This is a genomic window from Amycolatopsis sp. NBC_00348 (assembly GCF_036114655.1).
Classification (GTDB): Bacteria; Actinomycetota; Actinomycetes; order Mycobacteriales; family Pseudonocardiaceae; genus Amycolatopsis.
Window position 1 is genome coordinate 8,468,217 of sequence record NZ_CP107994.1, and the last position, 11,552, is coordinate 8,479,768.

At 71.3% G+C, this 11,552-nt stretch carries 11 protein-coding genes; 7 read left to right on the forward strand and 4 right to left on the reverse strand.

All coding sequences use genetic code 11. The features are described from left to right. The first annotated feature begins 10 nt into the window (after positions 1 to 10). From OHS58_RS37650 to OHS58_RS37660, 3 genes are all read left to right on the forward strand, one after another. The gene (locus OHS58_RS37650) at positions 11 to 1,396 is read left to right on the forward strand and encodes an amidase (protein WP_328645585.1); all 1,386 of its coding nucleotides are present in this window, start codon (positions 11 to 13) and stop codon (positions 1,394 to 1,396) included. A gap of 87 nt (positions 1,397 to 1,483) precedes the next feature. Continuing rightward, positions 1,484 to 1,996, forward strand: coding sequence for an RNA polymerase sigma factor (locus tag OHS58_RS37655; protein WP_328645586.1), 513 nt, complete (start codon positions 1,484 to 1,486; stop codon positions 1,994 to 1,996). Beyond that, positions 1,989 to 2,873: a CU044_5270 family protein gene (locus tag OHS58_RS37660; RefSeq protein ID WP_326945489.1), complete on the forward strand. Its 885-nt coding sequence runs from the start codon at positions 1,989 to 1,991 to the stop codon at positions 2,871 to 2,873. The genes OHS58_RS37655 and OHS58_RS37660 overlap by 8 nt, the downstream gene beginning before the upstream one ends. Before the next feature lie 43 nt (positions 2,874 to 2,916). Here the strand turns inward: OHS58_RS37660 and OHS58_RS37665 are convergent, their stop codons facing one another. After that, positions 2,917 to 3,771, reverse strand: a complete 855-nt coding sequence (locus OHS58_RS37665) for an HpcH/HpaI aldolase/citrate lyase family protein (protein WP_328645587.1) — start codon at positions 3,769 to 3,771, stop codon at positions 2,917 to 2,919. Next, a complete protein-coding gene (locus tag OHS58_RS37670) occupies positions 3,768 to 4,838 on the reverse strand; it encodes an HpcH/HpaI aldolase/citrate lyase family protein (protein ID WP_328645588.1) in 1,071 nt (356 codons plus the stop codon). Before OHS58_RS37670 ends, OHS58_RS37665 begins: the two co-directional genes overlap by 4 nt. 432 nt (positions 4,839 to 5,270) lie before the next feature. Here OHS58_RS37670 and OHS58_RS37675 point away from each other — a divergent pair, with 432 nt between their 5' ends. From OHS58_RS37675 to OHS58_RS37685, 3 genes are read left to right on the forward strand one after another with little or no spacing between them, the layout of a single operon-like run. Then, positions 5,271 to 5,924, forward strand: a complete 654-nt coding sequence (locus OHS58_RS37675) for a hypothetical protein (RefSeq protein WP_247059735.1) — start codon at positions 5,271 to 5,273, stop codon at positions 5,922 to 5,924. A gap of 33 nt (positions 5,925 to 5,957) precedes the next feature. Continuing rightward, positions 5,958 to 6,608 (forward strand): SDR family oxidoreductase, encoded by a 651-nt coding sequence (locus OHS58_RS37680; protein ID WP_328645589.1) that lies wholly within the window; start codon positions 5,958 to 5,960, stop codon positions 6,606 to 6,608. Next, the gene (locus OHS58_RS37685; RefSeq protein ID WP_247059737.1) at positions 6,605 to 7,552 is read left to right on the forward strand and encodes a ribose-phosphate diphosphokinase; all 948 of its coding nucleotides are present in this window, start codon (positions 6,605 to 6,607) and stop codon (positions 7,550 to 7,552) included. The genes OHS58_RS37680 and OHS58_RS37685 overlap by 4 nt, the downstream gene beginning before the upstream one ends. Here the strand turns inward: OHS58_RS37685 and OHS58_RS37690 are convergent. Beyond that, positions 7,549 to 8,847, reverse strand: a complete 1,299-nt coding sequence (locus tag OHS58_RS37690; protein WP_326945493.1) for a D-arabinono-1,4-lactone oxidase — start codon at positions 8,845 to 8,847, stop codon at positions 7,549 to 7,551. The two genes, OHS58_RS37685 and OHS58_RS37690, sit on opposite strands and share 4 nt — an antisense overlap. An 85-nt stretch (positions 8,848 to 8,932) precedes the next feature. On the opposite strand from OHS58_RS37690, the gene OHS58_RS37695 reads away from it, so the two are divergent. Further along, positions 8,933 to 10,117, forward strand: coding sequence for an amino acid deaminase/aldolase (locus tag OHS58_RS37695; protein WP_326945494.1), 1,185 nt, complete (start codon positions 8,933 to 8,935; stop codon positions 10,115 to 10,117). Positions 10,118 to 10,813: 696 nt separating this feature from the next. Here OHS58_RS37695 and OHS58_RS37700 read toward each other — a convergent pair. Next, a complete protein-coding gene (locus tag OHS58_RS37700) occupies positions 10,814 to 11,461 on the reverse strand; it encodes a TetR/AcrR family transcriptional regulator (protein WP_247059740.1) in 648 nt (215 codons plus the stop codon). Positions 11,462 to 11,552: the final 91 nt, after the last annotated feature.

Below are 11,552 nucleotides of genomic sequence, written 5' to 3' on the forward strand. Positions count from 1 at the left end.
AGGAGGGCTCATGACCGAGCTGCCCGACCTGACCGCCGTCGAACTCGTCGCGCAGTACCGCGCGAAGACGCTCTCGCCGGTCGAGGTGACCGAAGCCGTCCTCGAACGCATCGACGCGCGGGAGCCCGAGCTGCACGCGTTGTACGCATACGACCCGTCGAGCGCGCGTGACGACGCGAAGGCGGCCGAAGCGCGGTGGCACGCGGGCGAACCGCTGGGCCCGATCGACGGCGTCCCGTTGACGCTCAAGGAAAACATCGCGACCCGCGGCACGCCGGTCCCGCTCGGCACCGCGGCGACCGCGCTCGTCCCGGCGGCCGAAGACGCTCCGGCGGCGGCGCGCGTCCGCGAGTCCGGCGGCGTCCTGCTGGCCAAGACGACCATGCCGGACTACGGGATGCTGACGTCCGGCCTGTCGAGCTTCCACACCACCGCGCGCAACCCGTGGCAGCCGTCGGCGTCACCAGGTGGGTCGAGCGCGGGCGCCGGCGCGGCGGGCGCCGCCGGGTACGGCCCGCTGCACGTCGGCACCGACATCGGCGGCTCGATCCGGCTGCCCGCGGGCTGGTGCGGTCTGGTCGGGCTGAAGCCGAGCTTCGGCCGGGTGCCGGTCGACCCGCCGTTCCTCGGCCGCGTCGCCGGCCCGCTGACCCGCACGGTCGCCGACACGGCGTTGCTGATGAGCGTGCTGTCCACGCCCGACCCGCGTGACCACCTGAGCCTGCCACCGGCCGACCTGGAGTGGTCGTCGCTCGACGGCACGCTCGACGGCCTGCGCGTCGGGCTGCAGCTCGAGTCCGGCCCCGGCCTCCCGGTGGACCCGGCCACGCGCGACGCCGTCGCCGCGGCGGCCCGGGCCTTCGAAGCCGCGGGCGCGATCGTCGAGCCGGTCGCGCCGTTCCTCGACCGGAGCATGCTCGACGGCCTGGACGTCTTCTGGCGCACCCGCGCCTGGTCGGACATGTCCGGGCTGCCGCTCGACCGGCGCGCGAAGGTGCTGCCCTACATCGCGGAGTGGGCGGCGGGCGGCGCGGATCTGTCCGGAGTGGACGTCTACCGCGGCTTCGCCCAGATCGACGCGATCAGCGTCGCGACCCTCCGCGCGACTTCGGGGTTCGACGTCGTCCTGTCGCCGACCTGCCCGGTCGCGGCGCCGCCGGCGGAATGGGCGTCCCCGACGAACGACCCGGCCCGGCCGTTCGAGCACATCGGCTTCACGGTGCCGTACAACATGTCCGGCCAGCCCGCGGTGTCCCTGAACTGCGGCTACACCGACGACGGCCGGCCGATCGGCCTCCAGATCAGCGGCCGCCGCTTCGACGACGTCGGCGTCCTGCGCGCCGCTGCGGCGTACGAGCGCGTCCGCCCGCCGCAGCGGCCTTGGCCGGTGGGTTAAAGAACGAGGGAAGAAGATCCGGGCCCGCGGCGAAGTGGTGGTGAAGCTGTCGCCGACGGGAAGGATCCGCATGACAGAGGCAGCCCCATGACGGCGGCCCCGGTGCTCGGCACCGAGCTGTTCACCGAGGTGCACGACCGGCACTTCGCGGCCATCTACCGGTACGTCGCCGGCCGGCTCGGTGCCCAGGTCGCGGAGGACGTCGCCGCCGAGACGTTCCTCGTCGCCTTCGACCGCCGGACGACGTTCGACGCCACCCGCGGCGACCTGCGGGCCTGGCTCTTCGGCATCGCGACGAACCTGGTGTCCCGGCACCGCCGCAAGGAGGCCCGGCACTACCGGGCGCTCTCACGGCTCGAGACACCCCGGCCCGCCGAGGGCCACGAAAACCGCGTCCTCGACGCCGGTCGACTGGGAAAAGCGTTGTCGCGGCTGTCTTCGGGTGAGCGTGACGTGCTGCTGCTCGTGGCCATGGCCGACCTCGGCTACGCGGAAGTCGCTCAGGCCCTCGGCATCTCCCCGGGCACGGTCGGCTCCCGGCTGACGCGTGCCCGCAAGAAGCTCACCCCCGTTCTCGCCCAGGAGGCCCGTGATGAATGACCTGCAGACGCTGCGCGCGGCACTGACCCCCGACGAGCCCACCCAGGACGTCGTCGACCGCAGCCGGCACCGGCTGCAGAACCACATGCTCACCGGCCGCCGTCGCCGGCACGTCCGCCCGCTCGCGATCGGCACCGGACTGGTCGCCGTCGCGGCCGCGGCCGCCGTCGTGGTGGCGACCGTGCCCGGAACCCCGGCCCAGACCCCGACGCCGGCCCCGCAGGCCGCGGCGCCGGTCGCCGTCACCGGCCAGGAGGTCCTGCTCGCTGCGGCCACCGTGGCCGCGAAGGCACCGGCGGGCACGGGCAAGTACTGGCACCTCAAGATCGCCGAGTCGGAGACCTACGAGTACTGGACCACGGCCGAGGGCCACCAGTGGTTCCGCGGCGCGAAGACCGGGGGCCGGGTCATCCGGCTGGTTGTGGACTCGCCCTTCCATCTGAGCGTCGTCGAGGTGACCCTCGACCAGCTCTTGGCGTTGCCCACCGAACCGGCGGCGTTGCGGGACTGGATCTCGAACGCGCTGGAGCGCAGCGAAGTCCGGACGAGTGCGGGCCCCATGAGCTCGAGCGAGCGGCAGGAGCTGCTGCCCCAGGCCCTGGTTTCGCTGGTGTCCACCCTGCCGGCGCCCCCGGCGGTCCGCGCTGCGGCGTTCCGGGCGATCGCCGCGTACCCGGGGGTGCGCGCGCTCGGCGCGGTCCCGGGCGGCCAAGGCCTGCTGCTGCCGGGGAACGAGCGGCTCGTCGTCGACCCGGCGACCGGCCGGGTGAACCGGACATCGATGTACGTGACTCCGGACGGCGCGGTGATGAGCGGCACCAAGGACACGGAAACCATCACGGTCGGTGCCGAGTGGACGAACAGCCTGCCGCAGTGAACCGTCCGGTGGCCGGGCAGTGGGGTAGCCCGGCCACCGGCGGTCAGCTCTTGACCGCCTCGGCCAGCGCGAGCACCCGGCGCGCGTTGTCGACGTGCAGGTTTTCGATCATCCGACCGTCCACAGTGACCACGCCGCTGCCGGCCTTCTCGAACGCCTCGATGATCCGGCGCGACCGGTCGATCTCCTCTTCGGACGGCGCGAAGATCCGGTTGCACGGCTCGACCTGGCCGGGGTGGATGAGCGTCTTGCCGTCGAAGCCGTACTGGCGGCCCTGGACGCACTCCTCTTCGAACCCGGAAAGGTCCTTCACGTCGTTGTAGACGCCGTCGAGGATCACCTTGCCGGTCGCGCGCGCGGCCAGCAGGCACAGCGAAAGCCCGCCCAGCAGCGGGCCGCGGCCGGGGACGAACTCCGCGTGCAGCTCCTTGGCGAGGTCGTTCGTGCCCATCACCAGCACGGTCAGCCGCTCGGACGCCGCCGCGATCTCCTCGGCGTGCAGCATCGCGACCGGCGTCTCGACCATCGCCCAGATCTTCGTGTGGTCCGGGGCACCGCCCAGCTCCAGCGCGCGCTCGATGTTGTGCACCTCGGCCGCCGAGTTCACCTTCGGCACGACCACCGCGGCCGGGCCGGCCGACGCGGCCGCGCGCAGGTCGGCGTCGTGCCACTCGGTGTCGAGGCCGTTGACGCGGATCGTCACCTCGCGGTCGCCGTAGTCGCCCGACGACGCGGCCGCGCAGACGCGTTCGCGGGCGGCCTCCTTGGCGTCCGGCGCGACGGCGTCCTCGAGGTCGAGGATCAGCGCGTCGGCCGGGATGGTCTTGGCCTTCTCCAGCGCGCGCTCGTTGGCGCCGGGCATGTAGAGAACAGAGCGTCTCGGCTTCAGCTCGGTCATCCGAGGATCTCCTTGGTGGCGGCGTCGTAGGCGGCCGCGAGCTCGGGGTCGTCCGCCGCGAGGGCGTCGGCCAGTTCGGCGACCACGCGGCACTGCTTCACCGACGCGTCGTCCTGCATCTTCCCGTCGATCATCACCGCGCCGGTGCCGTCGCCCATCTCGGCGATCACCTTGCGCGCCCAGGCCACATCGGACGGCGCGGGCGAGAACACCTTCTTCGCGATGTCGATCTGCACGGGGTGCAGGCTCCACGCGCCCACACAACCCAGCAGGAACGCGTTCCGGAACTGGTCCTCGCACGCGACGACGTCGCGGATGTCCCCGAACGGCCCGTAGTACGGCAGGATCCCGTGCATCGCGCAGGCGTCGACCATCCGCGCCACCGTGTAGTGCCAGAGGTCCTGCTGGTAGGTCGTCCGGCCTGCGGTCAGGTCGTCGCCGGTCGGGTCGGTGCGCACCAGGTAGCCGGGGTGGCCGCCGCCGACGCGGGTGGTCTTCATCCGGCGGCTCGCGGCCAGGTCGGCCGGGCCGAGCGAGATGCCCTGCATCCGCGGGCTCGCGCCGGCGATCTCCTCCACATTGGCCACGCCGCTCGCCGTCTCGAGGATCGCGTGCACCAGCAACGGCTTCGTCAGGCCGGCGCGCGCTTCGAGCTGGGCCAGCAGCCGGTCGACGTAGTGGATGTCCGGCGCGCCCTCGACCTTCGGCACCATGATCACGTCGAGCTTGTCGCCGATCTCGGTGACGAGCGTCACCAGGTCGTCGAGCACCCACGGCGAGTCCAGGCTGTTGACCCGGGTCCACAGCTGCGTCTTCCCGAAGTCGTTGGCCTTGGCGATGGCGACGAGCCCGGCGCGCGCGGCCTCCTTGCGGTCGGCGCGCACGGCGTCCTCGAGGTTTCCCAGGAGGACGTCGACTTTCTTGGCGATGTCCGGCGCCTTGGCCGCCATCTTCTCGTTGCTCGGGTCGAAGAAGTGGATCATCCGGGACGGCGTCACCGGGATCTCCCGCACGGGGGCGGGCGCGCCCAGGGCGAGCGGGGCGAAGAAGTCCTTCGGGGAGCGCATCGGTCCTCCACGGCGACGACTAAGTGACTGGTCGGTAACTTTAGTCGCGGGCGCGCGTGAGCGCTGCGGTGCAGCTCACCGCCATGTGGGTGACGGCGGACAACCGCAGCTCAGCGGCCTGCGTCCACTGTGGATTCTTCCCGGGTTGCGCCGAACGGGCTAGTCGGGCCGGAGTGATCCACAAGTCCGGATTCGCGCCCTGGGTAATCGTTCGCGGGCGGACCGTAGTGCCACTCACCCCGCGATCACTCGGTTGGCCGCACCGTTCGACCGAAGTCCCATGACCGCCTACCGACCGGTCATCGACCGCTGGCCGCCGCCGATCGCAGCCACTCGCGCTACCCGGCGACGCCGCGCCGCCGCGCTGTTAGACAAGTGAGGTGCCGGTTTTCCCCGGTCACGAAGCAGTGCAGGTTTGAAGGAGGCGGACTCGTGGCGGCTACACCTCAGAACACCGAGCGCTCGACGGTCGCCGGTGGCGCGAAGCGCAGCCGGTCGATGCCGAGCCGAGTGGTGCCGCCGATCGAGCTCCCCGCGAGCGTCGACGAACTCGCCCGCACCGCCGCCGCCCAGCTGGGCTGGAACGGCGTCGTCCTCCCCGAGATCACGATCCTGGGCCGCAAGGTCTGCGTCGTCGCCAAGCTTCGCACCGACGTGCACGCCGAGCGCATCGCGATGGGTGCCGGCCCGGTGGCCGATCGGGCCACTGTCGACACCTGGACCTGGCCGGAGCTGGCCGGAACCGCCCCCGCCCCGGCCGCCGAGATCATCGGCGTCCTGGCCGTCGCGCGCCACTGGCGCACCGCGATGGCCTCCGCGGTTCCGTTCGCCCGCTACGGCGAGGCCGCGATGGTGCTGCCGTCGCCGGCCGTGCTGACCGAGGACTACGTCGGCAACTGCCTGCCGCGGGCCCGCGCGTACGGCCTCGCGATCGTCTCGGCCGACCCGAACGCGGTCGTCGACCTCGACCTCGAGGGCCGCACCGAGCGCGTTGTGCTGGCGGAGGACCCGGTTTCCCGGCTGGTGAACGAGGTCGTCTACGACCACCTGCTGCGCACCGCCGAAGTCCCCGCCGAGCTCGACTGACGGCCTTGATCGATCCCTACTAGGGTCGGTGGCATGCGAGTCGTCATTGCTGGTGGACACGGTCAGATCGCGTTGCGGCTCGAGCGGCTGCTCGCCGCGCGCGGTGACGAAGGGGTCGGGATCATCCGGAATCCCGCCCACACGGCGGACCTCGAAGCCGCCGGCGCCCAAGCCGTCGTGCTCGACCTGGAGAGCTCCGATGTGGACACCGTCGCCGAGGCGCTGAAGGGCGCCGACGCCGCGGTATTCGCAGCGGGCGCCGGGCCGGGCAGCGGATCCGCCCGCAAGGACACTGTGGACCGTGGCGCTGCGGCCCTGTTCGCCGACGCGGCCGTGCAGGCCGGCGTGCGGCGCCACATCCAGGTCGGCTCCATGGGCGCCGACAACCCGGAGAACCCCGACGCCACCGAGGACTTCCGGGTCTACCTGCGCGCCAAGCGCGCGGCCGAGGACGACCTCAAGGCCCGCGACCTCGACTGGACGATCCTGCGGCCCGGCGCGTTGACCGACGACCCCGGCACCGGCCAGGTCCTGCTGGCCGACAAGACCGGTCGCGGCCCGATCCCGCGTGACGACGTCGCCGCGGTGCTCCTCGCGCTGCTCGACACCCCCGCGTCCACGCGCCGGACACTGGAACTGATCGCCGGCGAGACGGCGATCGACGCGGCGATCTCGGCGCTGTGAACGAGGCATCGAGGGAAATCGCCGTCTTCAGCGGAAGCGCGCACCCGGAACTGGCCGAAGAGATCTGCAGCAACCTCGGCGTGCCGCTGCGGCCCGTCGAGATCCAGCGCTTCGCGAACGACTGCCTCGAGGTCCAGCTGCAGGCGAACTGCCGCGAGCGGGACGTCTTCATCATCCAGCCGCTCGTGAAGCCGGTGCAGGAACACCTCGTCGAGCTGCTGCTGATGCTCGACGCGGCGCGCGGCGCCTCGGCGTCGCGGATCACCGCGGTGATGCCGCACTACTCGTACGCGCGCTCGGACAAGAAGGACGCGCCGCGCATCTCCATCGGCGGCCGCCTGGTCGCCGACCTGCTGGTGACGGCCGGCGCGAGCCGTGTGCTCGCGATGACCCTGCACTCGCCGCAGGTGCACGGCTTCTTCAGCGTCCCGGTCGACCACCTGCACGCGCTGCAGGAGCTGGCCAAGCACTTCCGGCAGTACGACCTCTCGCGCACCACCGTCGTCTCGCCCGACCTGGGCAACGCGAAGGAGGCGTCGCACTTCGCGCGGCTCCTCGGCGTCCAGGTCGCGGCCGGTGCGAAGGAGCGTTTCCCCGACGACCGCGTCCAGATCACCTCGGTGATCGGCGAGGTCACCGGCCGCGACGTGATCGTGCTCGACGACGAGATCGCCAAGGGCAGCACGGTCCTCGAGCTGCTCGACAGGCTGGCCGAGCTGAAGCCGCGGTCGATCCGCGTCGCCTGCACCCACGGCCTGTTCGCGGCGAAGGCCATCGAGCGCATCGGCGACCGGCCGGAGGTGCTGGAGATCGTCTGCACCAACACCGTCCCGGTCCCCGAAGAGGAACGCACCGAGAAGCTGAAGATCCTCTCGATCGCGCCGGCCCTGGCCGAGGCGATCCGCCGGATCCACAACGGCGAATCGGTGTCGGCGCTCTTCTAGCCGACGGGCCCGAGCACCCGGTCCAGGTACGTGTTGGTGAACACGCCGCTCGGGTCGGTTTCCTTGCGCACGCGCAGGAAGTCGTCGAAGTGCGGGTAGCGCGAGCGGAGGACGCCGGCGTCGAGGTCGTGCATCTTGCCCCAGTGCGGGCGGCCGCCGACCGCGCCGGCGATCTTCTCGAACGCGCTGAAGTACTCGCGGTACGGCATGCCGGTGAACTGGTGGATCGCGATGTAGGCCGAGTCGCGGCCCTGCGCGGTCGAGAGCCAGATGTCGTCGGCGGCCGCGACGCGGACCTCGACCGGGAACATCACCGGGTCCTTCAGCTTGGGCACCAGGGCGCGCAGCTCGGCGAGGACGTCGTGCAGTGATTCACGTGGAACCGCGTACTCGGTCTCGGTGAACCGGACGTTCCGGGCGGTGACGAAGACGCGGTGCGAGAGGTCGCTGTACTCGCGCGCCGAGAGCATGTTCGACGCGAAGCTGTTGAGCGACGGCACGAGCCGCGGCATCAGCCGGCCCGTCCGGCAGAGGCCGCCGAACGCGACGTTTTCCATCACCTGGTAGTCGACGAACTCGCGGACCTTGCTCAACGGCTCGGCCGTCTCGCACCGGTTGTTGCGCTTGACCAGCGCGCTCTTGCCGTAGGGGAACCAGTAGAACTCGAAGTGCTCGTTGTTCGCGGCGGAGTCGTCGAAGCCTTCGAGGACCTGCTCCAGCGGCTCCGGCCGTTCCTGCGCGCGCAGCACGAACGACGGCTCGCACTGCAGGGTCACGGTGGTGATCACGCCGAGCGCGCCGAGACCGACGCGGGCCGCGGCGAAGAGGTCGGGGCGCTCGCCGGCCGAGCAGGTGACGACCGAGCCGTCCGCCAGGACCAGCTCGAGGGCGACGATCTGGGTGGCGATGCCGCCGAGCCGGGCGCCGGTGCCGTGCGTGCCGGTGGAGATCGCGCCGGCGATGGTCTGCGCGTCGATGTCGCCGAGGTTGGTCATGGCCAGCCCGAGCGTGTCGAGTGCGGCGTTGAGCTGCTTGATCGTGGTGCCCGCGCGGACGGTGACGTGGCCGGTTTCGAGGTCGGCGCGCTCGATGCCGGTCCAGCCGCGCAGGTCGAGCGCGTCGGAGTCGGCGACGGCGATCGCGGTGAACGAGTGGCCGCTGCCCCAGGCGCGCACGGTCCGGCCGGCCGCGGCGATGCTCGCGACGGTCGCCGCGATCTCCGCCGCGCTCCGCGGCTGGTGAACGTGCTGCGGCGAGGCGGACGCCGTGCCCGCCCAGTTGGTCCACCGGGTCATGTGCGCCCCCTCCATCGGTCGAATGTCCGAGACAGTAAGTGAATAGTATTCGCGTTTCAAGCTTTGTTGTCGTACTTTAGACCTCGTGACCAGTGCGACGGTGTACGACTTGGCGACCAAGGACCTCGATCCACCCTTGGCCGTCGTCGACTTGGCTGCCTTCGACGCGAACGCCGACGACCTCCACCGACGCGCGGGCGGCAAGCCCATCCGCGTCGTGAGCAAGTCGGTCCGCTGCCGGGCGTTGTTGGAGCGCGTGCTCGCGATGCCGGGCTTCGAAGGCCTGATGTGCTACTCGCTGGCCGAGGCCATCTGGCACGTCGAGCAGGGCACGACCGACGACGTCGTCGTCGCCTACCCGACAGCCGACCACGACGCCCTCCGCCGCCTGGCCGCGTCAGAGCGTGCCCGCGCGGCGATCACGATCATGGTCGACTCGCCCGAGCACCTGGACCTGGTGGACGCCGCCCTCGGCCACGGCCACCCGGAAATCCGCGTCTGCCTCGAACTGGACGCGTCGTGGCGCCCGGTCCCGGGACTCCACGTCGGCACCCGGCGGTCCCCGATCTTCACACCGAAGCAGGCCTCGACGTTCGCCCGCCAGATCGTGGCGCGCGCCGGCTTCCGGCTGGTCGGCGTCATGGCGTACGAAGGCCAGATCGCCGGCCTGGGCGACGCGGCCGGTCGTCGCGCGAACCAGCTGGTGATCGGCTGGATGCAACGCCGGTCAGCGGCCGAACTGGCCCGCCGCCGCGGCGCGGTGGTCCGCGCGGTCCGCGAGGTGGCGAACCTGGAATTCGTCAACGGCGGCGGCACCGGCAGCATCGAGTCGACGGGCGCGGACGCCGTGGTCACGGAAATCGCCGCGGGCTCAGGCCTGATCGGCCCGACCCTGTTCGACGCGTACACCCGCTTCCACCCCCGCCCGGCGGCGCTGTTCGCGCTCCCGGTGGTCCGCCGCCCCACGCGCAAGATCGCCACCCTGTACTCCGGCGGCTACATCGCCTCAGGCCCGACGGGCCCCTCGCGCCAGCCGAAGCCGTACCTCCCGACGGGCTTGAAGTTCCTCGGCTTCGAAGGCGCGGGAGAGGTCCAGACCCCGGTGACGGGCCGAGCCGCCCGAACCCTGCAACTGGGCGACCGGGTGTGGCTGCGCCACGCGAAGGCGGGGGAGCTGGCGGAGCGCTTCACGCACTACCACCTGGTACTGGGCGACCGGGTGGAGCGCACGGTCCCGACATACCGAGGCGAGCACCAGAACTTCGGCTGAGCCACTCGGGTTCCGGGAGCAGGGCTGCTTCGCGCGACGGAACAGCCACCGGAGGTCGGGCCCTGGACGCCGCCATCCCCGCAACCGACCGCTGCGGGGTGACCGCCGAATCGTCGCCGCGACCCGACCGCCGCGACCCGACCGCCGCGACCCGACCGCTGCGACCCGACCGCTGCGACCCGACCGCCGCGACCCGACCGTTGCGAGTGACCGCCGAGCCGCCACTGCAGCGGCCTGCCGTGGGTGACCGCCAAACCGTCGCCGCATCGGACTGCCGCAGGTGACCGCCAACCGCCGCCGCGACCGACCGCTGCGCGGGGGTGACCGCCAAGCCGCCGCTGCATCAGACTGCCGCGACCGACCGCCAAACCGTCGCCGCAACCGACAACCGCACCCGACAACCGCGGACCACCGGCGACCGCCCCCGCGACCAGCAGCAAGCCCCCACCACGTCCGTGCACACGAACACCGATTTCCCCACCGAAACGCCCCCGCCTCCGGGCGTTGTCCCCAACCCCGGACGGGCGAACCAAGCCCCCGGCCAGCACCCCCGCCCGGAAAGCAGCCCCCACCACTCCCAAGGGGGGCGTCCCCACGTCCAGTCTATCGGCGCCCCCGGACAGACCCGGCCGAAAGCGGGCGAAACCCCAGGGTTGTCCACAACTGGGGAAGCCTGTGGACAACTTCTGTGGACAGCTAGGACTTCTCCCCGAACCGGGCCGCCAAGTACCCCTTCACCACGTACTTCGCCTCGGCAACGAACTTCTCGTCGCCGCTCGGTTCCTTGCGGAAGGCCAGCTTCAGGAGTGCGTCCGCGACCTCGTTGGCGATCGTGATCGCGAAGCGGAGGTCCTCCACCGGGCGGTCGACCTGGGAGGCCAGGAGGTCCGTCAGGGAGTCGACGATCACCGCGTTGTTGTCGCGGGTTTCGTCCAGCAGTTGGCGGTCGATGATGTCGCCGAAGTGGACCTTCGAGAAGCCGGGCACCGAGCGGTGCATCTCCAGGTAGATGTCGAGGATCGAGTCGACGACGTCCCACCAGTGCTCCGGGCCGAGCTGGTTGAGGCGCTCGTTGACCGCGCCGACGAACCGTTCGAGGTTCCGGGCGGTAAGCGCTTGCACGACCGCGCGCTTGTCGGGGAAGAACTGGTACAGCGAACCGACGGCGACCCCTGCTCGTTTGGCTATCAGGGTGGTCGTCAGGGCGTCGTAGCCGAGCTCGTCGATCAGCGCCGCGCTCGCGTCGAGCATCTGCTCGACCCGTTTCGCGCTGCGTTGCTGGACCGGCTGCCGGCGTAGGGGGGTCGCTTCTGCCGGCACCTTCGCGGCCTGGATGTCGGACACGGCACTCCTCCTCGTCTGATCTGGGACTTTATCGCGCCGACGGGCTTCCCCACGGACGAGTGAAGACCTAGTATATGAGAACTTTTCATGT